Genomic DNA, 22,532 nt, shown 5'->3' with positions numbered 1-22,532 from the left:
GATGAAAGCGTTCTACCTATTCTTTTTATGCTTTTCGATATCGGTTGGGTGTATAGCTCAGCAGAGTGATACTTTGATTACGTATAACTTTGGAGGCAAACCAACCACAAAGCTTAATAAAGCAACTTCATTGTATAAAGTATTTAAACAGGATAGTGTAACCTGGATAAGAATCACTTCTGACAAGAATTTCATGCCGCTCAAAAGAGAAACATTTTCTGATTCGACCTTGACAAATCTGTATGGAACCTATACTTTGTACAAGAATGGAAAACCGCATATAAAAGGTACATATCTTAATAATGAGAAAGCAGGGACTTGGATTACATATGGAAATGAATCAAATGCAATTGAAACTAAAGTGTATGCATTTAACTTATTGAATGGATTGTATGTTTCATATTGGCCAAATTCTGCAGTTTTTGAACAGAAAGAGTATGTGAATGATAGGGAAGTTGGCGAAAGGAAGTTGTTTTATCAGAATGGAAACCTGGCTTTAAAAGAGGTGTTTGATGATAAAGGCCAACTGATTGATAGCGCCTATTTTGATCAGGAAGGGAATGTAACTTTAAGTCAAACGATAATTATACTTCCACAATATCCCGGTGGAATAAAAAAGCTATATGAGTTAATCGCTAAAGAACTTAAATATCCCGAAGATGCTTTAAGAATTAGCGCTCAGGGAAAAGTTTTTCTGTCTTTTACGGTAGGCGAGTCTGGGGAACTAAGCAATATTCAGTTAATCAGAGCTCCATATCCCAGTTTAGGAGAAGAGGCAATGCGCGTTTTGAAATACTTACCAAAGTGGATTCCCGGTACAATGTTAGGTAGACCTACAGCGATGCAGTTCAATATCAATGTCGACTTTACGATAGGGAAAACTATATATCACTAATTTTTTCTTATCTTCATTAAATCTTCATTCCGATTAATGAACTTTATATCAACAAAATAAACGAGTAAAACAAAAATCGAAAGGGACGAAACCTCGGAGTAAAACGAAGATGCTTCTAACCATTTAAAAAACAAAATCAAAGATTATGAAAAAGTTATTGAGTTTAATCGCAATCGCAGCATTTGGTTTAACAACAGCATTTGCTCAAACCCCAGCTACTACAGCACCAGCTAAAGCTAAAACTGTAGTTAAAAAAGAAGTTAAAACTACGACTGCTCCTGTTAAAGCAGGTGTTAAGCAAGAAGCGAAAAAAGTAGAAACTAAAACCACTAATACAGCTGCTAAAATGAAAGCAGATGGTACGCCAGATATGCGTTTTAAAGAAAATAAAGCAAAAGCAGTAACTAAAGTTGCTGGTCCTACTAAAAAAGACGGTACAGCTGATATGCGCTATAAAGCAAACAAAGAAGCTGCTAAAAAGAACTAGGTTTAGGTTTTATAATTTGAAAGGGTCTCCGGTGAAAAATCGGAGGCCCTTTTTTGTTTTGTACCGTAAGTTCGTCATTGCGAGAAGGGACGACGAAGCAATCTCTTTAGCGTACGTTAACAGTCATCGTTGTAAGATTGCTTTGTCGGCTGAAAAAGCAATCTTACAATGACGATCTGCTTGAAAACTATAAACTGATCGTTTCTCCAATCTCTGGTAACAACAAGGTTTTATTTTCACGCTTAAATTTATCAAGTGCTACTGCTGTATCAATTGCAATAACAGGGAAAGTATTGTAATGCACACCGATCACTTTATCGCAATCAAAATATTTGGTAGCTACCAAAGCATCATCTACATCCATGGTGTAGTTACCGCCAATGGGTAAAATAGCATAATCTAAGTTGTAAATGTCAGCTAAAACCTTCATTTCAATGGTTAGGCCGGTATCGCCTGCGAAGTAAATTTGTTTACCGTCTACTTCCAGCACAAAGCCAGCGGGGTTACCGCCATAACTTCCATCAGGTAAGCCCGATGAATGTGTGGCAGGTACCATGCGCACTGCTCCCCAATCAAAGGTAAACTTGCCAAAGTTCATGCCGTGTACTTTCTCTACACCCTGTTTAGCAGCCCAATCGGTTACCTCGGGCATCGCAATTACCGTAGCCTGGGTTTGTTTGGCTAAAGCTACTAAATCGGCTACGTGATCGCCATGACCATGACTTACCAAAATATAATCGGCTTCAATAGCCTTGATATCGATGTTTTTGGCCAGCGGATTGTGCGAAATGAAAGGATCGAATAAAAGTTTTTTGCTTGTAGTTTCGAGCAAAAAACAAGATTGGCCATAATAGGTATATTTCATAATTGTTGGTACAAGTATTAACAGATAATTTTCTTATTGTCCGAACATGCCGCTCAGGCCACCCAACATATCTTGTGCTGAGGCCTGCATTTCGGCTGCACTCACTTGTTCGGCACTGGCTAAGGCTTTATTAATGGCCGTGAGGAGCAGTTCTTCCAGCTCTTCTTTGTCGGCGCCCTTCAAAAAATCTTCGTCAATAGCAATGCCTGTAATGGCTTTATTTGCTGTTGCAGTAATTTTAATGGCACCGTTTTCAACTTCACCATATACCGATATGGTATCTAAACGCTTTTTAATTTCTTCGGCTTTTTGTTGTGCCGCGAATAATTTATCGAACATAGCTTTGTATTTTTATAATAAAGGAAATTATTCCCAAATTGTTTTAATGTTAATGCTTTTTTATTGATCTAAAAGGCTTACTACCAGTCACTAATCTTCGTCGCTTCCCGGCAGGCTTCCGTTGCCATGGTAGGCCCCTTTACGGATTATTGGCATATCCAAATGTTTGTAAAGGTCATCCAAATGCATTAAACTGCCATTGGTTAAGTTGCCTAAAAATATAATTACGATATTTTTACTTAAATCTCTAACGTAAATATGTCGAAAACCGTGCCACCACCCGGTATGGTAAACTACTTTATCCATGTTTTCTCCGTCAAACATCCTCCAGCCGTAGCCATAGTTAAAATGACCATTAATAGGTTTATTACGCCCTACATAGGCAGAATCCAGACTCTTTTTGGTTAACAACCTGCCATTTTTAAGATATTTATCAAACAGTACCAAATCGTGAACGGTACTGTAAATTCCTTTATCGCCAACCGGCCCATCTAAAAAGTTTTGGGCAACTGAGTACCTAAAGCTATTACGGTCATGACCAACCACATCAACCGGTATTTTTTCGTATTCAGTAGTGCTGTACACATGCGTATGCTTTAAACCTGCAGGTTTAAAAACATGCTCCATCATATATTGAGAGTAACGCTGACCGGTAACTTTTTCGATAATGGCACCTAACACCATAAAGTTCGAGTTGTTATAATGAAAACGGTTATCGGGTTTGGTGTATGGATTAGGCTTTCTTTCGGCAATTACATTCATTACCTCCTGGTTGGTTACACCCTTTTTCATGTTGCGTTTTTCTTTACGCCAGATATCATCAATGAAATAAACGTAGTTCATCATACCACTGCGGTGCGAAAGCAGGAGTTTTACTGTGATGCCATCGTAAGGGAAATTGGGGTAGAATTTTTTTACGTCATCATTTAAGGAAAGTTTACCGGCCTCAACCAATTGCATAATGGCGGTACCTGTAAACGTTTTAGTGATGGAGGCCAGCTCAAATTCTGAGTTAATGGTTAAACTGTCGCGGTGTAGGTAATCGGCCCAGCCAACGGCTTTTTCGTAAAGAATTTTTCCGTCTTTGGCCACCAGCATATTGCCGTTAAAATTGAACTTTTTGTGCAGGTTATCTACAAAATCGGCAATCCATTTATCTCCTTTTTGTGGATTATACACCAGTAACAGGCTATCTGCTTTATCGTCTTCTTTGGTGCGTATTTTTTTTTCAGCCGCCTTTTTCTCTTCAGATTTTTTGCTTGAACAAGCGGTTAGTAAAGTTGCAGAGAGGGCTAATGCTGAGCATATATATCGAAAATTCATTTATATCGGGTAAACTATATTTAAAACCCGAAAATTAAAGAATTTTAGACGGTTACAACGAAAGAGTTTTACACATTTTCGCAATTTTGATTGTACCAGCATTCAAATAAATGTCCTTTGCTGCCATAAACCGGGTCGCTATCTGGATTTTTCACTTTCGCAATCTCTTCATCTGCTTCGGGCCGCTCACCTGCCCTGCCATATTTCATGTTGTAATCGGAACCATTCGGATAAGCACCCACTACGGTGAAGTCATCAGATGAGTTAAGTTTTTTGTGCGCTACACCTGCCGGGATGATAATTACGTCACCTTTATCGAGTTCAATGCAAACACCATGATCGCCACCAAACTGTACGTCTGCCTTGCCACAAAATACACCCATTACTTCGTGCGTATTGCTGTGGTAGTGATGATAATCGAAAATACCATCAACCCAGGCATTTGTATAGCCGTTTTGTGCAAAAACCTTTTTAATTACCTCATCACCATCATCAGGATGAAGTCTGAGTGCGCCTTTGTAAACCATTAGTGGTAAAACCGGATTGTTCGGGAAGTTCCCGTTTTCTTCAATTTTATGTGCCACTAAATAGGCTTCCTGTATTAGTTTTTCTTTGTCCATGGTTGGGGAGTTTTATTTAATTAACAATACAAGGGCGAAAGGGTTTAGAAAATTCTTTCTTTGCGATGGGTTTAAACTCATCGCTAAGAGATTGCAATTATATGGCCTTGGGTTTAAACCCAAGGCCATTAAAGGAATTATTTCTGGCTTGCTGCCCAGGCATCCATTTTAGCTTCGAAAACCGATAGCGGGAAAGAGCCATCTTTTAAAACGGCGGTATGAAAGGCCGATAATTTGAACTTTGGTCCAAGTTCCTTTTCATATTTACTTCTTAGTTCCCTTATTTTCATGGCTCCGGTTTTATAACCAAGCGCTTGTGCCGGGATACCCATATAACGCTCAATTTCGGCTGTTGCGCCTTCAGTACTGATGGCTTCGTTATCGGTCATGTATTTAATGGCTTGTTCGCGGGTCATGTTTTTGGTATGAATGGCCACATCAACTACCAGGCGAATGGCACGATGCATTTCATCGCCCAATGCACCCATGTGCTGATATGGATCCTGATATAGCCCCAGCTCTTTGCCTAGCGATTCGCAATAAAGTGCCCAGCCTTCAACATAGGCATTATGACCACCAAAACGGCGGAAATTAGGTAACGCTTTGTTTTCCTGGGTTAGTGAAATCTGGTAATGGTGACCAGGAATAGCCTCGTGTAGGAAAAGAGATTCCATTCCGGATGTGGTATTGAATGTTTTGGCATCCAGGATAGGCACATAAAAGATTCCCGGACGTTTACCATCGGCCGAACCCTGATTGTATTCTGCGCTCGCAGATGCAGCCCTGAAAGCTTCTGTCTGGCGGATTTCGAAAGGTGTTTTCGGCTCCACATCAAACATTTTTTTCAAATTGGGTTTCATCCGCTGGTGGATGTCTTCGAAAGCAGCTAAAACTTCTTTTGGCGTTTTGTAAGGCATGAATTTTTTGTCAGTTTTCATGTATTCGAAAAATGCCTTCAAATCGCCTTTAAAACCAACCAGGTTCTTGATGCTATCCATTTGTCCTTTTATCCGGGCTACTTCTTTTAAGCCAGTCTGATAAATCTCTTCCGGCGTTTTATTGGTGGTAGTTTGTTGTTTTACCAGGTAAGTATACCACTCCAGACCGCCCGGCATAGCAGACCAACCAGAGCTGGTTCTCGCTTTTGGCAGGTATTCATTTTGAAGAAAATCGCCTAGTTTTTTATAAGTTGGTACAATAACAGTAGTGATGGCATTGCGGTATGTTTCAGTTAGTTTCTGCTTATCGGCAGCAGAAAAACTTGCCGGTAATGAATTGATTGGTCCATAAAACAAACTTTTTTCAGGACTGCTTACCACCATGCTCTGCATTTGCGGAATCATTTTAACTACCAATGCCTTTGGCAAAACAATACCTGAGGCCTCACCTTTTCTAAAGTTGGCAATGGCTGTATCGGCCCAAACAGAAAAGGCAGCAGCACGTTTTAGCCAGTTTTCGTAGTTTTTTACGGTTTTAAAAGGCTGAGCGCCCGTACCCGACCCTAACTGCCCAATGGTTAAGGGTAAAGCAAACATCTGGTTAAAGGGCAGATATTCTGAATGATATTTTAAACCCTCTAAATTGATGCTCAGCTGATCTTTAAGGTAGTCGAAAGAGAGTTTATCATTGTCATCAAGGCTTTCCCTATTGTACTTACCTAAACTGTCAAGGTAGCGTTGGTTAAATGCTTTATATTCCTTAAGGTAAGCTTGTGATCCATCATTTGGCAGGAGATCATCGTAGCGTTCGTCTCCAATATAAGTAGCGCTAATTGGGTTAAGCTTCAAGCCGTCCTGGTAGTATTGCTCACACATGCTGGCAAAAGCTTTGTTTTCTGACGTTGAATCTGATTTGGTTCGCTGTTTGCAGGCCGATAAGGAAGCAATGCATGCTGCAAAAAGAAGTATTCTCTTCATAGAGTTTAAGTTTAGTGTTTAATCAAAAATAATAAATTTAAACACCATTTTGTAAACCGGGCCAAAAGCAAAAAAAGCCATCCCGGAAAGGATGGCTTTAATTATTTCATGAGATCCTTTGCAAAGCTCAGGATGACAAAGTAGTTACGCTAACAATCTGATTGGTTCTTCCAGTAAACCTTTTAAAGTTTGTAAGAAAGCTGCTCCGGTTGCACCATCAACCACGCGGTGATCGCAACCTAAAGTTAATTTCATTACGTTACCTGGAACAACAGCACCATTTTTAACTACAGGAATGGCCTGAATAGCACCAACTGATAAAATTGCACCGTCAGGAGAGTTGATAATTGAGGTAAACTCATCGATACCAAACATACCTAAGTTAGAAACAGTGAAAGTAGATCCTTCCCAATCTGCCGGTTGTAATTTTTTAGCTTTGGCTTTAGCACCAAAATCTTTCACTTCTGCAGAGATGTGAGATAATGATTTGCCATCTGCGAAACGCACTACAGGTACCAATAAACCATCTTCAACAGCCATAGCTACACCGATGTTAGTATGCTCGTTGAAACGGATTTTATCGCCACCCCATGATGAGTTAACAGCAGGGTGTTTTTTCAATGCAACAGCAACCGCTTTAATTACGATATCGTTGAAAGAAACTTTAACAGGAGCAACTGCATTGATTGCCGTGCGGGCAGCCATTGCGTTATCCATATCAATGCTAATGGTTAAATAGAAATGCGGAGCTGTAAATAAACTTTCAGCCAAACGTTTTGCAATTACTTTACGCATTTGCGAAACAGGTTGTTCAGTAAATTTAACTTCACCAACAAAAGTTGGAATTACCGGAGCTGCAGCTGGTGCGCTTCCTGCTTTTGGTGCTTCTGCCTGAGGTGCAGCAGCTGGTTTGAAGTTCTCGATATCTTTTTTAATGATACGGCCACCTTCTGCGCTACCTGAAACCTGCGATAAGTCGATTCCTTTATCTTTAGCAATTTTCTTTGCCAAAGGAGATGCTTTTACGCGGCTATCAGACGATGAGCTCTGAGCAACTGGTGCAGATGAACCTGCATCAGCGGTTGTGGTTTGTTTTTCTTCTTTCGGAGCTTCAGCTTTTGCAGCTGCCGGAGTAGAACCACCAGCTAAAATACCGCTAACGTCAGTACCTTCAGGGCCTACAATAGCGATAATTCCGTTTACTTTGGCAGCCTGGCCTTTTTCAACGCCAATGTGTAATAAATTACCAGTTGCATAACCCATAACTTCCATAGTAGCCTTATCGGTTTCTACATCAGCTAAAACATCATCATCCTTTACTTTATCGCCAACTTTTTTATGCCATTCAGCAATTACGCCTTCAGTCATGGTATCGCTTAACAAAGGCATGCGGATTACCGTTACACCTTTTGCTGCTAATTCTTCTTCGCTTAAGCCACCACCCTGAGCAGGAGCAGCTTCTTCTTTTTTCTCTTCTGCTTTTGGAGCTTCGCTTTCTGCTGCAGGAGCTGATGCACCTTGCTCAGCCGCTAAAGCTGCTTTATAATCTTCGCCTTCTTTACCAATAACGGCCATGATGGCATCAACCGGAACAGCCTGACCTTCTTCTACACCAACGTATAAAAGGGTACCATCCCAATAAGATTCCATATCCATTGTTGCTTTGTCAGTTTCTACTTCTGCCAAAACATCGCCGCTTTTCACTTTATCGCCCACTTTTTTATGCCACTTCGCCAAAACCCCTTCGGTCATGGTGTCGCTCATTTTGGGCATTTTAATTACATCAGCCATTATATCTAATTAATTGAAATCTTATTAATATTAGTCCATTACGTAAGGGTAGTTCTCAGTTACATATACATCTTTGTATAACTCAGATGCATCTGGCCAAGGAGATTCTTCGGCAAATTTCACTGCCTGATCTACTGTAGCTTTAACTTTAGCTTCTACTTCTTCAATCCAGGCCTGATCTGCATATTTTTCTTTCAAAATAGTTTCTCTGGCTAATTCTACAGGATCTTTTGCTTTGTAATCTTCTAACTCTTCTTTAGTACGGTATTTTGCCGGATCTGACATTGAGTGACCGCGGTAACGGTAAGTTCTCATTTCTAAGAAAGTTGGTCCTTCACCTTTACGTGCACGTTGAATGGCTTCGTCCATAGCATTGTGAACTGCAACCGGATCCATACCGTCAACAGGTGCACAAGGCATATCGAAACCTAAACCAATTTTATAGATATCGGTCATGTTGGTAGTACGTTGTACTGAAGTACCCATTGCGTAACCATTGTTTTCGCAAACAAAAATTACAGGTAATTTCCACAACATGGCCATGTTAAATGTTTCGTTTAATGCACCCTGACGTACAGCGCCATCGCCCATATAACAAATATTAACATTGTCTGTTCCTTTATATTTTTCTGCAAAAGCAACACCAGCACCTAGTGGAATCTGACCTCCAACAATGGCGTGGCCACCATAAAAGTTATGCTCTTTACTGAACATGTGCATTGAACCACCTTTACCTTTAGAACAGCCGGTAGCTTTACCATACATTTCGGCCATAATGCTATCTGCACTAACGCCTAAAGCCAAAGCGTGAGCGTGATCACGGTAAGTGGTAATCATCGAATCGCCTTTTTGCATTGCAGATATAGCACCTGCAACTACAGCTTCTTGTCCAATGTATAAATGACAAAAGCCACGTATTTTTTGTTGTCCGTATAACTGGCCAGTTTTTTCTTCGAATTTGCGCATCAGCAACATCGACTCAAACCACTTTAACCAGGTATCTTTATTTATTTCTACTGCACTCATTTTAGGGTATTTGTTTTTTTGCGACAGCAAATCTAATTTTTTTATTGTAATTTTTGGCACTTTCGGGTGGAAAAACATCATATTCCCGGCCATAAAATTACATTTAACACTTGTTTTACAATTGAATAGGATCGGGAATCGCCTTTTCTGTTTTCCGACAGATTTAATCCTGATTTTTTATAATTAAAACAACGCCCTTTATCGTAATCTCGAATTAAATTATTCTAAAATTTAATTTTGCATAGAACCTTATTTGCATAATTTAAAATAGTGCTGTTTTTGGTTCTTTTGCCTACCCGTAGAAAGGAAAAATTTTTGTGACAAAAGCTGATTTTCTTTGAATTATTTAACCGAAAAGTAAGGGTTGTAAAATTAAAATGTTAATAACTTTTACTTTTTAACAGCTAACATTTGGATAACATTTGTATAATTAATACTTTTGGCAACCAACAATAAGCCCATGTGGTGTACGTTAATGTGTAAGTGAATACCCAAACATAACTGTATAACATGATTAAAAAATTTTTGTTTTCTACTCTAATCGCTATTTGCACGCTCTCAACCGCATTTGCGCAAACTAAAACAAAAGAATCTGGTAAAGAATTAAATGACCCTGATAATCTTGCATCGCAGTATTTCTCGCAGGTAATGGGTGTTGCAGTAGATGCGACTTCGAATTTAAAGCTATACAAATTTATATACGAATGGATCGGAACACCATATAGTTATGGTGGAAATACTAAAAGAGGCATTGATTGCTCGGCTTTTACTAAAGCGATTTACGATAAAGTTTTCAACACTACCATCAGAAGAAATTCGCGTGATATTTTTAGCATGGTAGATCCCCTATCAAAAGAAGATTTAAAAGAAGGCGATCTGGTTTTCTTTAAGATCAAAAGCAGAAGTATTTCACATGTTGGTATCTATCTGGGCGATAACAGATTTGCACACGCATCGAGTTCTCGCGGGGTGGTAATCAGTAACCTGAACGAGCCTTACTACAGTCGCTATTTTTACAAGGGCGGGCGTGTGTTAGAATCGTTTAAGAAAGAATTTGAAGTAGAATAAATCAGTTGACAATTTCAGTTAACAGTTAAAAATATACACGATCCTCCTAAAGCAATTTTGGAGGATTTTTTATTTTTGGCACTTGTCCTTTGTCGCTACAAAAAATGAATACCTAATGAAGCTCATCAATACCGTTTTAATCCTTCCCTTTGTTATAATTATTTCAATCAGCTGTACGAGCAACAATGCACAGGTAGTTACCCCTGTTGCGGTTAAACATGATACGGTGATTAGAAAGTTAAAAGATACTATTGCAATTACTGCTGTTGGTGATATTATGCTGGGCTCAGCTTTTCCTACAAAAACAAACCTTCCGCCCGATGATGCCGTAAACAGTTTTCAGGCTGTAGATAGCCTGCTTAAAGGTGATATTGTTTTTGGAAACCTGGAAGGCTGTTTTCTCAATTCGGGTAGCTCCAATAAATGCAACGGTATTAATCCTAATAACTGCTATGCGTTCAGGATGCCTGAGCGATATGCGGGGATATATAAAAAAGCGGGATTTAATATGTTAAGTATTGCCAATAACCACGTGGGCGATTTTGATGCCAGGGGAAGAAAAAATACGGCCAGGATTTTAGACTCTTTGCAGATCCATTATGCCGGGCAGGTAAACAAACCCTTCGAGGTTTTTGAAAAAGACAGCATTAAATATGGTTTCTGTGCTTTTGCACCGAACGAAAATACGGTATCGATAAATAAAGTTGATAGTGCTAAAGCGCTGGTGGCCCGTTTAAAAACAATGGCCGATATTGTAATTGTGTCGTTTCATGGTGGTGGTGAAGGTGCCCACTTTGAGCATGTAACACGTAAAAACGAGATCTTTTATAAAGAAAACCGCGGTAATGTATATGCTTTTGCACATGCGGTGATTGATGCCGGAGCAGATGTAGTTTTAGGGCACGGACCTCATGTAACCCGGGCTGTTGAGGTGTACAAGAACAAATTCATTGCCTACAGTCTCGGTAATTTTTGCACCTATGGCATGTTTAGTTTAAAAGGAAATAACGGAATTGCGCCTTTGCTTCAACTCAAAATTAATGCGAAGGGTGATTTTTTGTATGCCAATGTAGTTTCCATACAGCAGGATAAAATTAATCGCTTAACTGTTGACGATAATCACAGGGCTTTTAAACGAATCAAAGAATTAACTGATCTTGATTTTATTGGTCACCAGCTTAAATTCGAGGATAACAAAATCAGTTTAAAAGATTAGTTTTCTGCGACATCAATCTCAGTTAATTTCAGAATATTTGTGGTATGAAACCATCATAATTTTTCAAGCCACACAGTGGGACGAAAAAGTAAGATCGTTTCATCACCTTTAAAATTATTTATATCCGGATGAAAAAGGGATTAATACTTCATTACATAATTGGTATAGCAGCAGTAATACTCGTATTGGCTGCAGCATATTATATTCAGCAAAACCCAAAGAATTTATTATCAGCAGGTATTATTATTCTGGCAGGTTGCCTGGTGGCTTTTAGCCAGTACCAGATAATTAAGCAAAAGAAGAAACAATAATATGCTTACTTTTATTCTGCAGGCCACCAAAGCCGATAATTTTAAAGATGGTATTTATCTGGGCATAGCCGTAGCGGCAGCAATTGCCTTGTTTATTTTGTCGAAAAAGTTTAGCAGGAAGGGATAACCTAACTCTCATCCTTCGTATTCTTTACCAACCCGATTCCGGATACAAAGAAAATCAATCCGATTACTCCATAAACCAGCAATCCCCTGTTGTTTTGACTGTGGTTAACAAAGCCATATCCGGCATAAATTAAGCCGATAATTCCTAAAATGGTTAATATCGTTCCGAAGGTTCGTTTTACGTTCATGATCTGTTTTTTAGATAAGACAAAAAAATAAACCTTTTTGTTTGCCAATTAAAATCGTAATTTTCTGTACACAAATGAATAAAACACTAACCAATTTATTTTCTCATGAATTACACGCTTATCAAAAAAAGCGCTTTATGCGTTTTCTTCTGCTATTTTACCATTATTCAGCTCGCTTTTGCCCAAATTACCGTAGCTGGTAAGGTTTTAGATGCTGCCACCAAACAGCCCATACCCGGCGCAAGTGTATATTTTAACAATACCCAAATCGGCGAAGCTACCAACAATAATGGGGTGTTTAAAATATCGGCAAAAAGGCTTTATAACGACCTCATCATTTCGGCTGTTGGCTATCAGACCAAGGTTATCACTATTGAGGATAATAATAAGAGTTATACCATACTTTTAAGCGAACAGGCAAATAACCTTATGGAAGTTACGGTGAGCACAGGAAAAAACGATTGGAAAAAGTGGGGCAGTTTCTTTTCGGGACTTTTATTGGGGAATGACCCCCGTTATAAGCTTTACTGTAAAATTCTGAACCCCGAAGATATTAAGTTCTTTTACAATGAAAATGAACATTACCTCGAAGCTATAGCCAGTAAGCCTATTTTAATCCGGAACAGTATCATGGATTGCGAGCTGCATGTTGATCTGCGCGAATTTGGATATAGCTTTGACAACGACAATATTACTTACAGCACTTTTTCTTACTATGAAAAGTTTAATAACAACCCAAATAAAAAGAAAAAGATGGCCTTCGCTGTTAATTACCTGGGTTCTCAAATGCACTTTTTCAGGAGTTTATATGCAAAAACACTCGAAACGGAGAACTTTCAGGTGTACCGCTATACTTCTGTTAAAAATGTTGAAAAGCAAAATGTTTTAAAAACCGTTCAGCAATATAAGGCAAGTAAAATGGCCGCAGGCATAACCCTATCGAAACTAGCCGATAACCCCGATTCTGCCCGGTATTATGAAAGGGTACTGAGACAGCAAGATGTTTTGAAATGGGATACTACCCGGGTTGATTATAAAAAGTATCTCACCTTCGATCCAGTGGCAAATAAAATGTACTTCAAATTTAGCGACACGCTGATGGTGGTTTATAAACGCGACGAAAAAGTACTTGAAAAGCTGGCACAATCGAGTCTGGCTTATAAATTCGGTCAAACCTCAGTCTTTATGCTGAAAACACTTATATCTTTAAACAATAAGGAAGGGGTAGTGATCGATCCGGCAGGTTACGTAACTTCCAGTGATTTAGTGATGACTGGCAATATGGGCAACCGGCGGCTTGCGGAACAACTACCCTATGATTTTGTGTATAGCCCCTAGGCTGTTTTAGAATGCTGCGTTTTGCCAGCATGTGTTATTGCATTTATTTTTTATAACTTCATAAAAAAATCTAATTATGCAATACACACTTTACATTCTCATTGCGCTCGGGGTAATTATCCTGTTAAGCTCATTTGTAACCGTTAAACAGGGAACCATTGCCGTAGTAACCGTTTTCGGCAAATATCAAAGATTATTAAGACCCGGATTAAACCTGAAAATTCCTTTAATTGAGCAGATCTACTCGCGTATTTCGATCCAGAACCGTTCGGTAGAATTATCATTCCAGGCGGTTACACAAGATCAGGCCAATGTATATTTTAAAGCCATGCTTTTATACTCGGTTATTAACCAGGACGAAGAGACGATTAAAAATGTTGCCTTTAAATTCGTAGATGCAACCAACTTAATGCAGGCTTTGATCAGAACCATTGAGGGCTCGATAAGGGCTTATGTAGCCACACAAAAGCAAGCCAATGTATTGGCACAGCGTAACGAAATTGTACTGCACGTTAAAGAGCAGATCGATCAGGTTTTAGATGGCTGGGGTTATCACCTGCAAGATCTTCAGTTAAACGATATTACTTTTGATGAAGAAATTATGCGCTCAATGAGCCGCGTAGTGGCATCGAACAACTTAAAAGCTGCTGCAGAAAACGAAGGACAGGCTTTATTAATTACCAAAACCAAAGCTGCCGAAGCCGATGGTAATGCCATTAAAATTGCTGCAACTGCAGAGCGTGAAGCTGCCCAGTTACGCGGACAAGGTATTGCTTTGTTTAGAGAAGAGGTAGCAAAGGGTATGACCAATGCTGCACACGAAATGCAACAGGCCAATTTAGATACTTCGGTAATTTTATTCACCATGTGGACAGAGGCGATTAAACAATTTGCTGAGTATAGTGAGGGTAATGTGATCTTTTTAGATGGCAGTACCGAAGGCATGAATAAAACGATGAAAGAGATGATGGCCATGCAGCAATCGCAAAATACAGCTAAAAAGGCATAGCTGAATTCGGAGATTACTGATCATTCAGTTTATATCCTTTAAAATTTTCTCAATAAAAAAGCCTATCAGCATTTATCTCTGATAGGCTTTTTTGTGGATTAAGTATTGACTACTTGTTTATTTTCTCTGCTGCAGGAATACCCAGGTTCATTACATAATTACCTGATTGCTGCATAAAATCGCCCATTACTTTTAGCGATTCATCTTCAATAAAATCGAAAACATCCTGCTTGGTAACTTTATCGCCCTTTTTAATAGCAGGTAAGCCTCTTAAAGCTCTTAATTCATTCTGTCTGGCCAGCGATTTAGCTTCCTGCGCATCGCGCTCTGCTTTCAGTTTAGCCTCGTTTAAAGTTACTGAAACCTCTGCATCGCGTTTCTTAAGGTCAGCAATATCTTGTTTAAGGTATTTAAAATCCAAAGAGTTGGCAACGCGTTGCTCACTGTTTTTAATCAGTTGTGCTTTAACAGCAGCTAAATTAGCTACAGGTTTAAAGTTAGAGCTGGCAATTACATCCCAAGGTAAGGCAGATGGTTCAGTATCTTCTCCAATTTTATCCATCGGGTAAACTGAAGGGAAAACTATATCTGGCGTTACGCCTTTGTGTTGTGTACTGCTACCTGCAACACGGTAAAATTTAGCCATGGTTAAGTTAATCTGACCTAAGTTAATATCAGCAGGGTTGGCTGAACTTGGAGAAGTACCAATGGTTTTATCTTTAGAGATCAACCCGGCAATCCGCTGTAACATGTTAGGGTTTACCAGCTTGTTTAAATCGATAGAAGATTGAACAGTACCTTTACCATAAGTTTGGCTACCCATTACAATACCTCGGCCATAATCCTGAATTGCACCGGCAAAAATTTCGGATGCCGAAGCGCTTAAACGATCAACCATTACACCAAACGGACCATTCCAGGCTACACCAGCGTTCTCATCTTCATCTACCTCTATTTTACCGCGTAAATCTTTTACCTGAACTACAGGTCCTTTATCGATAAACAAACCGGTTAACGAAATCGCTTCAACTAAAGAACCACCACCGTTTCCACGTAAATCCATTACAATGGCATTTACTTTATCGATGTTTTTTAGTGAATCGATTAGTTTTCTAACGTCACGGGTAGTGCTTTTGTAGTTTTTATCACCAGCATTTGCCGCTTTAAAATCTGCATAAAATGCAGGTACCGAAATGATACCAATTTTATAATCTTTACCGTTTGAGTTAATGGTTTTAACTTTTTTCTTAGCCGACTGATCTTCAAGAATTATTTTCTCTCTTACAAGCTCAATAATTACCGGTTTAGACGACATTTCTTTTCCTACCGGAATTACTTTCAGACGCACTTTTGTGCCTTTAGGACCTTTAATTTTGGTTACGGTCACATCAAGTCTCCATCCAATCACATCAACAAACTCTCCATCGCCTTGTGCAACAGCAATAATCCTGTCGCCTGCGCTTAACTGTTTGCCTTTAAATGCTGGTCCACCAGGGATAATTTCTGAAATTTTAACCACCTCGTTTTCGAGTTGTAAACGGGCGCCAATACCTTCGAAAGAGCGTGCCATTTCTTCGTTAAATTCTGTAGCCCTTGCTGGTACAAAATAATTGGTATGCGGATCGATAGACTCGGTAAAGGCATCCATCAGAATTTGGAAAACGTCCTGATTATTGGTTTTCGAGGTTTGCGACTGCAGGTTCTGGTAACGCTTGGTTAAAGTTTCTACGTTTTTAGCTTCGGCTGTGCCGGCCAGGTTTAAATTAACCAGTTCGTATTTAACACGTTTTTTCCAGGTATCGTTCAGAGCTGTTGAAGTAGCTGCCCAAGGCATTTTTTCGCGGTCGTAAACGTAGCTGTCGGTTTGGTTAAAATCGAATTTGGTTTTAATCTGTGCCAAAGAATAAGTGAAATACTCGTTTAATCTTTTGGCATAAACGTTATAGATGTAAAACGGAGCACTTAAATCGCCGTTTTTAAAGTCATCATCAAGGGTATATCTATACTTCTCAAATTCTTTAATGTCTGTAGCCAGGAAATAATTTCTCCCCGGATCTAAAGATTTGATATACTTATCTAAAATAAGCGAGGATATAGAATCGTTGACCTGAATTTTTTTGTAATTGTAGCTCTCAATTAGGTTTACAACTTCTTTAATAACGAGTTGCTGTTGCTCATCAGGTTTCACATTCGTAACACCCTCAACCATTGGCTGAGTTTTAGGTGCAGCATGACAAGCAAGTACTGCTGCAGTAAAAATTACAAAAAATATTCTTCTTAACATCTCTTTAAATGATTTAAAATCCATTTCCAATTCTATATAGCCAATATGATACCATTTTAGCAAAAAAACAAAAAAGAGACAGCATTATTACCGTCTCTTGTTAAAACTTATCAAATCTAGCTAAAAGCTTTTTATTTAACAATAACAATAGGAGAACGTTAGCGCTTATTTTTTGTTTTAAACAGGAGTTGAAATTTGACTATTTGCAGACGATAAATAGCCGGTTTAGCGCCCTTTTTCCTCAAAAAAAGCTGCTGAATAAGGTTCTGAATATTTAAATCGGGTTGAAAAAGTGCTGCTTAGCCTTTTTTTGCAGCGGTTTTACTGGCAATCACATCGCGGGCATCTTTAATCTGGCTCCGGTATTGAGTGGTTTTAACAGAATTGGCAAACCATTCGGCCGATTTTAAGTCGCGAAGGGCAAGGGTAAAATCTTTCTTTTTAATTTTAACCTGTACAATGCCGAGCATCGATTCGATATAGGAGTTGTTGCTTTTGAGTTGTTTAGCCAATATGCCCTGCTGGGTGTAGAACCACATGGATTGGGTATATTTGGTATTGGCCAGGTAAACTTTGCCCAAAAGGCTGTAGGTATTCATCACTCCCACCCGGTTTCCGGTTTTGGAGTAATTTTTTAACGCCACGTTTAAGAGGATTTGTTCTGCATCTGAAAAACGGCCCAACTGGTAGTGCATATTGCTCATTTTGATCACAGCCTGGCCATAGCGGTTAAAATTCTTTACCGCGTTATACTCAAATGCTGCCTTACCAAATAGGGTTAGTGCTTCGTTGTAGTCGCCTTTTCGCTCTAAATCTTCTGCTTCCTCAAAAAAAGAATTGCCATCTTCCAGCTCAAATTTAGATACGGCAATATTGATTGCGTTACCTCCGTTTGGTTCCTGGATTTCCGGTTTATCGATGTTTTGAGCTTGTAGTTGTACTGATGCAAAAAGGCCAATTAAAGCCAATACAATCCTGGTCATGCAACAAAAATAATACTTTAATTTTAATTTCAGCTAAATACCTGTAAATTAACATCGAAAGATGCCCAAACCATGTAGGGATGAGAATCGCAGTGGTATATTTCACCGGTTGAAGATATACCTACAATGCCCGCAAAGCCATCAAATGCCTTCAATTCGGCGAAAGATTTATCGGCAGCATCTTTTAAAGAAAAGCCATCGGTAACGCGTGTTACAATTTTGGCTGCCAGTGCGCCACTTACAATATCTTCGCCAACACCTGTGCACGAAATGCCAGCATGTGCATTGGCAAAATTGCCGGCCACAGTTGCCGAATCGCTTACCCGGCAAGGAATTTCGAAACCTTTACCTCCGGTAGAAGTCGCCGCTGCTATATTTCCGTTTGCATCAAGCGCTACACAGCCAACGGTACCTTTGTTGTTTTTTTGATTTAGTTTGGCTTCGTATTCCGCCTGGCGTTGTACCGTGATGGGGTTAAAATATTCGAATCCGTTTTTACGGGCAAAATCCTGAGCACCTTGTCCGCTTAAAACGCGGTCATCATAAGTTAGCAGGTTTTGCGCAATTTTGATGGGGTTTTTTACATCTTCGACATTAATTACGCCACTGAATTTTTCAGTTTTACCGTCCATTAAAGCCGAACTTAACCGCACCTTTCCATCGCTCTGAATCTGCGAACCAATGCCGGCATTAAACAGCTCATTATCTTCGAGTAAGGCAACGGTATAAACTACAGTTTCCAAAGCACTATGCTGCTGTAAATAGGAATGGCCAAGGGTAACAATTTTGGCCAAAGCATCTTGCTTCGCTTTTTTGGTTTCCTGATTGGTAGACGATTCGCTAAAAAAACCTCCGTGTATAATTAATTTCATTTTGTAGGGATATTAAACAGGACGATTTAAAGTACAAGTTAATCATTATTAACCGAACTATGCTATTGGTGCTACTTTCGGATGCTGGATCACCAAACTATGGTCGTTCAGGTCATAAACATCACCATCGCACATTACATGTACCACCATATTCTTAATCGATACCGGCTGACCCATTTCAACATCTGTTAAATTGGTATCGGCCATGGTACGGCCATCTACTAAAATAACCATGCCTGAGCCAATGGCTTCCATAATATGACCATCGGAAATGAAAAGACCGGTATCTTCGCCCAGACCAATACCTAAAATACCGGGGTTACTGGCTGCTGCATATAATAAACGACCAATTCTACCTCTTTGCACAAAGTGCGTATCTACAATTACATCGTCAATAAAGCCAAGTCCGCCGGTAATTTTCACCTCACCTTTCAACAAGGCATCTTTACTGCTGCCCTGATAAATCATGTTTTTTGAACTGGCTGCTGCGCCGGCCGAGGTACCAGCAATTACCACGGGTTCTGTACGGTATTTTTCGAGCAGAAGCTGATGGATTTTAGTGCCTCCAAAAATAGAGGAAAGGCGCAACTGATCGCCACCGGTAAAAATAATTACTTCTGCTGCCTGAATACGTGCGTAGTTTTCATCGGCATTGGCTTCTTCTCTGTTGGTGATGTTTAGCACGCCCACATTGTGCACATCTAATTGTGCGTAAGCTTTAATGTATTCTTCGCCAACTTTTTCTGGCATTAGCGATGCTGTAGTGATAATTTCAAAACGTGATTGGGTATCTTTTACCGATTCGGTTGTAATCCGCTTTAAAATTCCACGTTCAAAAAAGTTCATGTTATCGGGCAATCCAAATTGCGTTTCGGCAAAACTGCCTGTATTAATTGCGCCGCCAATAATGATGAGTTTACCTTCCGGAACCATTTTTTGTGTGTTTGATATCAAAAACTCCAAATATATAGGCTTATGATAAAAAACGCGACTTTTTTTGTCAATATTATCTAACTTATTAACAAAAGTTGAAATAAGATAACATAAAATTAACATGCTTGTGCCTAAAAATAAAACAAATACCCTTTAAAATTGATTTAACCAATGGCTGGGGCAAATCTGAGAATAAATGCATAATTTACAGACAATATTTTATGCTTTAAATTGAGCAGGAATAGGCCTTCCCAAAGCCTTGTTTAACATTAAAATAGCGAGCAAAACATTACATGAAAATATCAAACATACAAGTATTAAGAGGGCCAAATATTTGGTCGATTAACCGGAAAAAATTAATTCAGATGCGGTTGGATTTGGAGGATATGGAGCAGAAGCCAACCAGCGTGATAGAAGGATTTAGTGAAAGGATTGAGAAATTGCTACCCAGTATGTTCACTCACCGCTGCTCTAAAGGTGTTGAAGGGGGCTTTTTTACCCGCGTAAAGGAAGGAACCTGGATGGGGCACGTAATTGAGCACATTGCTTTAGAAATTCAGACCCTTGCGGGCATGGATACTGGCTTTGGCCGCACGCGCATGACCAAAACTGAAGGGGTTTACAACGTGGTATTCAGTTACCTGGAAGAAAAAGTAGGCGTTTATGCTGCCGAAGCTGCAGTTCGGATTGCTGAAGCGCTCATTGATAACAAAGAGTACGATTTGGAGCACGATATCCGCAGGATGAGGGAAATCAGAGAACTGGAAGCATTGGGGCCAAGTACCGCATCCATCGTTGAAGAAGCTGTGAGCAGAAGTATTCCTTGGATCAGGCTGAACAAAAGTTCGCTGGTGCAGTTGGGCTACGGTAAAAATCAGGTGCGTTTCAGGGCTACCATGACCGAAAAAACGAGCAGCATAGCTGTAGATATTGCCAGTAACAAAGAAGAAACCAAGCGTTTGCTTACTGAGGCAGCCATTCCGGTGGCAGCTGGTGTAACCATCTCAAATATCGATGATTTAGAAGCTTCGGTTAAAAAAGTGGGTTTCCCACTGGTATTTAAGCCTTTAGATGGTAACCACGGCAAGGGTGCTACCATTAATGTGAAAACGATGGAGGCTGCCATCGCCGCTTTCGAATATGCCAAAACCTACTCGAGAAGGGTAATTATTGAAAGATTTATTACCGGATATGATTTTAGGGTACTGGTAATCGACCATAAAGTGGTAGCTGCTGCCCAGCGCGATCCGGCACATGTAAGGGGCAACGGAATCCACACCATTCAGGAGCTGATTGATCAGGAGAATGAAGATCCACGTCGTGGTTACGGACATGAGAATGTATTAACCGAAATTGCAGTGGACAGGGATACGCTGGATTTATTGGCCAAGAAAGATTATACTTTGGAAACCATTCCGGAAAAGGGCGAGATTGTTTATTTAAAATCGACCGCTAATTTGAGTACCGGCGGTACATCTATCGACGTAACCGATATTGTACATCCACAAAATATATTTATCTGCGAAAGAATTTCGAGGGTAATTGGTCTGGATATTTGCGGAATAGACATTATGGCGCAAAACCTTACCCAGCCCCTAACCGAAAACGGAGGTGTTGTTTTGGAAGTAAATGCTGCCCCTGGTTTCAGAATGCACTTAGCTCCGAGTGAAGGTTTACCACGAAATGTGGCTGCCCCGGTAATTGATATGCTTTATCCGCAAGGTAAGTTATCGCAAATTCCGATTATTGCCGTAACCGGAACCAATGGAAAAACCACTACTACGCGGCTGATAGCACATATTATCCGCAGTAACGGTAAACGGGTAGGTTTTACTACCAGTGATGGGGTGTATGTACACAATACCATGCTGATGAAGGGCGATACCACCGGACCAGTGAGTGCTGAGTTTATTTTGAAAGACCCTACAGTAGAGTTTGCTGTGCTTGAAACCGCCCGTGGGGGTATTTTAAGAGCCGGATTAGGCTTTAATGCATGTGATATTGGCGTAGTAACTAATATTCAGGAAGATCACCTTGGCATTTCTGATATTCATAATCTCGATGATTTAACCCGTGTAAAAGCTGTGGTAATTGGTGCGGTTAGGCGCAAGGGCTGGGCGGTATTAAATGCTGATAATGGATATTGCGTACGTATTGCCAAAGATGCCCGCTGCAATGTGGCTTACTTTAGCATGGATGAAAATAATCCCGTAGTAAAAGAGCACTGCAAAAAAGGAGGCATTGCCGCGATTTATGAAAACGGATATATTACCATTAAAACAGGCGACTGGAAACTAAGGGTAGATAAAGCCACTCACATTCCGCTAACTTTTGGTGGGTCAGTAAACTTTATGATCCAGAATGTGCTTGCAGCAACGCTTGCAACCTATTTATGGGGCTATAAACCTGAAGATATCCGCCTGGCATTAGAAACTTTTATTCCTTCTGCGGCCCACACACCGGGAAGGATGAATGTTTTCAGATTCAAAGATTTTAAAGTGCTGGTAGATTTTGCACATAATCCTGATGGTTTTAACGGGGTTAAAGGTTTCTTGCAAGGCGTAGAGGCAACTGAACATGTAGGGATTATTTCTGCAACAGGCGACAGAAGAGATTCAGATATTATGGAAACTGCCCGAATTTCGGCGCAAATGTTCGATAAAATTTACATCTGCCAGGAAAAATACCTGCGCGGACGCCAGCAGCAAGATTTAGTCGATTTACTTTTGAAAGGTATTTACGAAGTTGATCCTAACAAAGAAGTCATTATCAATCATAAGAGTACCGAATGTTTGCAAATTGCGATTGATACAGCTAAGAAAGGTTCTTATTTAACAATTTTGAGTAATACGATTGATAATACCATTCAGCGGGTTACCGAACATCTGGATAAGGAGTTGGAAGCGTAAAATTTTAAAAAAACATCGTCACCCTGATCTGAT

The 22,532-nt window shown here is 39.8% G+C and carries 21 protein-coding genes; 9 read left to right on the top strand and 12 right to left on the bottom strand.

Annotation, left to right across the window (positions count from 1 at the left end; genetic code table 11):
- Position 1 precedes the first annotated feature (1 nt).
- Both BLR37_RS07775 and BLR37_RS07770 read left to right on the top strand, forming a co-directional pair.
- Positions 2-895: an energy transducer TonB gene (locus BLR37_RS07775; RefSeq protein ID WP_090766811.1), complete on the top strand. Its 894-nt coding sequence runs from the start codon at positions 2-4 to the stop codon at positions 893-895.
- A 145-nt stretch (positions 896-1,040) separates the two neighbouring features.
- Positions 1,041-1,382 (top strand): hypothetical protein, encoded by a 342-nt coding sequence (locus BLR37_RS07770; protein WP_090766808.1) that lies wholly within the window; start codon positions 1,041-1,043, stop codon positions 1,380-1,382.
- A gap of 187 nt (positions 1,383-1,569) precedes the next feature.
- On the opposite strand, the gene BLR37_RS07765 is transcribed toward BLR37_RS07770, so the two are convergent.
- From BLR37_RS07765 to pdhA, 7 genes are all read right to left on the bottom strand, one after another.
- Positions 1,570-2,247: a metal-dependent hydrolase gene (locus BLR37_RS07765; RefSeq protein ID WP_090766805.1), complete on the bottom strand. Its 678-nt coding sequence runs from the start codon at positions 2,245-2,247 to the stop codon at positions 1,570-1,572.
- A 33-nt stretch (positions 2,248-2,280) separates the two neighbouring features.
- Positions 2,281-2,586: a YbaB/EbfC family nucleoid-associated protein gene (locus BLR37_RS07760; protein ID WP_090766802.1), complete on the bottom strand. Its 306-nt coding sequence runs from the start codon at positions 2,584-2,586 to the stop codon at positions 2,281-2,283.
- Between the two features lie 90 nt (positions 2,587-2,676).
- On the bottom strand, positions 2,677-3,909 hold the full coding sequence (locus BLR37_RS07755; RefSeq protein ID WP_090766799.1) for a serine hydrolase domain-containing protein: 1,233 nt from the start codon (positions 3,907-3,909) through the stop codon (positions 2,677-2,679).
- 68 nt (positions 3,910-3,977) lie between these two features.
- Positions 3,978-4,529, bottom strand: coding sequence for a cupin domain-containing protein (locus BLR37_RS07750; protein ID WP_090766797.1), 552 nt, complete (start codon positions 4,527-4,529; stop codon positions 3,978-3,980).
- A gap of 137 nt (positions 4,530-4,666) precedes the next feature.
- The gene (locus BLR37_RS07745; protein ID WP_090766794.1) at positions 4,667-6,445 is read right to left on the bottom strand and encodes a DUF885 domain-containing protein; all 1,779 of its coding nucleotides are present in this window, start codon (positions 6,443-6,445) and stop codon (positions 4,667-4,669) included.
- A 144-nt stretch (positions 6,446-6,589) separates the two neighbouring features.
- A complete protein-coding gene (locus BLR37_RS07740) occupies positions 6,590-8,236 on the bottom strand; it encodes a 2-oxo acid dehydrogenase subunit E2 (RefSeq protein ID WP_090766792.1) in 1,647 nt (548 codons plus the stop codon).
- Positions 8,237-8,266: 30 nt separating this feature from the next.
- Positions 8,267-9,262, bottom strand: coding sequence for a pyruvate dehydrogenase (acetyl-transferring) E1 component subunit alpha (pdhA, locus tag BLR37_RS07735; protein WP_090767825.1), 996 nt, complete (start codon positions 9,260-9,262; stop codon positions 8,267-8,269).
- A 510-nt stretch (positions 9,263-9,772) separates the two neighbouring features.
- Between pdhA and BLR37_RS07730 the strand changes: the two genes are divergently transcribed.
- The 4 genes from BLR37_RS07730 (at position 9,773) to BLR37_RS25650 (ending at position 11,984) form a co-directional block, all read left to right on the top strand.
- A complete protein-coding gene (locus BLR37_RS07730) occupies positions 9,773-10,330 on the top strand; it encodes a C40 family peptidase (RefSeq protein WP_039476008.1) in 558 nt (185 codons plus the stop codon).
- Between the two features lie 115 nt (positions 10,331-10,445).
- A complete protein-coding gene (locus tag BLR37_RS07725; RefSeq protein ID WP_090766789.1) occupies positions 10,446-11,546 on the top strand; it encodes a CapA family protein in 1,101 nt (366 codons plus the stop codon).
- Positions 11,547-11,674: 128 nt separating this feature from the next.
- Positions 11,675-11,857 (top strand): hypothetical protein, encoded by a 183-nt coding sequence (locus tag BLR37_RS07720; RefSeq protein WP_039476004.1) that lies wholly within the window; start codon positions 11,675-11,677, stop codon positions 11,855-11,857.
- Between the two features lies 1 nt (position 11,858).
- A complete protein-coding gene (locus BLR37_RS25650; RefSeq protein ID WP_279615731.1) occupies positions 11,859-11,984 on the top strand; it encodes a hypothetical protein in 126 nt (41 codons plus the stop codon).
- A 1-nt stretch (position 11,985) separates the two neighbouring features.
- On the opposite strand, the gene BLR37_RS07715 is transcribed toward BLR37_RS25650, so the two are convergent.
- Positions 11,986-12,171 carry a hypothetical protein gene (locus tag BLR37_RS07715; RefSeq protein ID WP_039476001.1) on the bottom strand — a complete coding sequence of 62 codons (186 nt, stop codon included), beginning with the start codon at positions 12,169-12,171 and terminating at the stop codon, positions 11,986-11,988.
- Between the two features lie 105 nt (positions 12,172-12,276).
- Between BLR37_RS07715 and BLR37_RS07710 the strand changes: the two genes are divergently transcribed.
- Both BLR37_RS07710 and BLR37_RS07705 read left to right on the top strand, forming a co-directional pair.
- Complete coding sequence (locus BLR37_RS07710) at positions 12,277-13,509, top strand: carboxypeptidase-like regulatory domain-containing protein (RefSeq protein WP_090766786.1); 1,233 nt, start codon at positions 12,277-12,279, stop codon at positions 13,507-13,509.
- A 76-nt stretch (positions 13,510-13,585) separates the two neighbouring features.
- A complete protein-coding gene (locus tag BLR37_RS07705) occupies positions 13,586-14,518 on the top strand; it encodes an SPFH domain-containing protein (RefSeq protein ID WP_039475999.1) in 933 nt (310 codons plus the stop codon).
- Positions 14,519-14,627: 109 nt separating this feature from the next.
- Here BLR37_RS07705 and BLR37_RS07700 read toward each other — a convergent pair whose 3' ends face one another.
- The 4 genes from BLR37_RS07700 to BLR37_RS07685 form a co-directional block, all read right to left on the bottom strand.
- A complete protein-coding gene (locus BLR37_RS07700; protein WP_244154618.1) occupies positions 14,628-16,802 on the bottom strand; it encodes a carboxy terminal-processing peptidase in 2,175 nt (724 codons plus the stop codon).
- Positions 16,803-17,101: 299 nt separating this feature from the next.
- Positions 17,102-17,785 carry a hypothetical protein gene (locus BLR37_RS07695; protein ID WP_090766783.1) on the bottom strand — a complete coding sequence of 228 codons (684 nt, stop codon included), beginning with the start codon at positions 17,783-17,785 and terminating at the stop codon, positions 17,102-17,104.
- 29 nt (positions 17,786-17,814) lie between these two features.
- Positions 17,815-18,657 (bottom strand): isoaspartyl peptidase/L-asparaginase, encoded by an 843-nt coding sequence (locus BLR37_RS07690; protein WP_090766780.1) that lies wholly within the window; start codon positions 18,655-18,657, stop codon positions 17,815-17,817.
- Between the two features lie 57 nt (positions 18,658-18,714).
- Positions 18,715-19,590: a cyanophycinase gene (locus BLR37_RS07685; RefSeq protein WP_090767820.1), complete on the bottom strand. Its 876-nt coding sequence runs from the start codon at positions 19,588-19,590 to the stop codon at positions 18,715-18,717.
- Between the two features lie 293 nt (positions 19,591-19,883).
- Here BLR37_RS07685 and cphA point away from each other — a divergent pair, with 293 nt between their 5' ends.
- Positions 19,884-22,499, top strand: coding sequence for a cyanophycin synthetase (gene cphA / locus BLR37_RS07680; RefSeq protein ID WP_090766778.1), 2,616 nt, complete (start codon positions 19,884-19,886; stop codon positions 22,497-22,499).
- Positions 22,500-22,532: the final 33 nt, after the last annotated feature.

Source organism: Pedobacter soli, from assembly GCF_900101435.1.
Classification (GTDB): Bacteria; Bacteroidota; Bacteroidia; order Sphingobacteriales; family Sphingobacteriaceae; genus Pedobacter; species Pedobacter soli.
This window is presented reverse-complemented; position numbering and strand designations above follow the sequence as displayed.

Coding starts and splice junctions, on each gene's coding strand:
- BLR37_RS07775 (WP_090766811.1), top strand. CDS start 2: ATGAAAGCGTTCTACCTATTCTTTTTATGCTTTTCGATATCGGTTGGG.
- BLR37_RS07770 (WP_090766808.1), top strand. CDS start 1,041: ATGAAAAAGTTATTGAGTTTAATCGCAATCGCAGCATTTGGTTTAACA.
- BLR37_RS07765 (WP_090766805.1), bottom strand. CDS start 2,247: ATGAAATATACCTATTATGGCCAATCTTGTTTTTTGCTCGAAACTACA.
- BLR37_RS07760 (WP_090766802.1), bottom strand. CDS start 2,586: ATGTTCGATAAATTATTCGCGGCACAACAAAAAGCCGAAGAAATTAAA.
- BLR37_RS07755 (WP_090766799.1), bottom strand. CDS start 3,909: ATGAATTTTCGATATATATGCTCAGCATTAGCCCTCTCTGCAACTTTA.
- BLR37_RS07750 (WP_090766797.1), bottom strand. CDS start 4,529: ATGGACAAAGAAAAACTAATACAGGAAGCCTATTTAGTGGCACATAAA.
- BLR37_RS07745 (WP_090766794.1), bottom strand. CDS start 6,445: ATGAAGAGAATACTTCTTTTTGCAGCATGCATTGCTTCCTTATCGGCC.
- BLR37_RS07740 (WP_090766792.1), bottom strand. CDS start 8,236: ATGGCTGATGTAATTAAAATGCCCAAAATGAGCGACACCATGACCGAA.
- pdhA (WP_090767825.1), bottom strand. CDS start 9,262: ATGAGTGCAGTAGAAATAAATAAAGATACCTGGTTAAAGTGGTTTGAG.
- BLR37_RS07730 (WP_039476008.1), top strand. CDS start 9,773: ATGATTAAAAAATTTTTGTTTTCTACTCTAATCGCTATTTGCACGCTC.
- BLR37_RS07725 (WP_090766789.1), top strand. CDS start 10,446: ATGAAGCTCATCAATACCGTTTTAATCCTTCCCTTTGTTATAATTATT.
- BLR37_RS07720 (WP_039476004.1), top strand. CDS start 11,675: ATGAAAAAGGGATTAATACTTCATTACATAATTGGTATAGCAGCAGTA.
- BLR37_RS25650 (WP_279615731.1), top strand. CDS start 11,859: ATGCTTACTTTTATTCTGCAGGCCACCAAAGCCGATAATTTTAAAGAT.
- BLR37_RS07715 (WP_039476001.1), bottom strand. CDS start 12,171: ATGAACGTAAAACGAACCTTCGGAACGATATTAACCATTTTAGGAATT.
- BLR37_RS07710 (WP_090766786.1), top strand. CDS start 12,277: ATGAATTACACGCTTATCAAAAAAAGCGCTTTATGCGTTTTCTTCTGC.
- BLR37_RS07705 (WP_039475999.1), top strand. CDS start 13,586: ATGCAATACACACTTTACATTCTCATTGCGCTCGGGGTAATTATCCTG.
- BLR37_RS07700 (WP_244154618.1), bottom strand. CDS start 16,802: ATGTTAAGAAGAATATTTTTTGTAATTTTTACTGCAGCAGTACTTGCT.
- BLR37_RS07695 (WP_090766783.1), bottom strand. CDS start 17,785: ATGACCAGGATTGTATTGGCTTTAATTGGCCTTTTTGCATCAGTACAA.
- BLR37_RS07690 (WP_090766780.1), bottom strand. CDS start 18,657: ATGAAATTAATTATACACGGAGGTTTTTTTAGCGAATCGTCTACCAAT.
- BLR37_RS07685 (WP_090767820.1), bottom strand. CDS start 19,590: ATGGTTCCGGAAGGTAAACTCATCATTATTGGCGGCGCAATTAATACA.
- cphA (WP_090766778.1), top strand. CDS start 19,884: ATGAAAATATCAAACATACAAGTATTAAGAGGGCCAAATATTTGGTCG.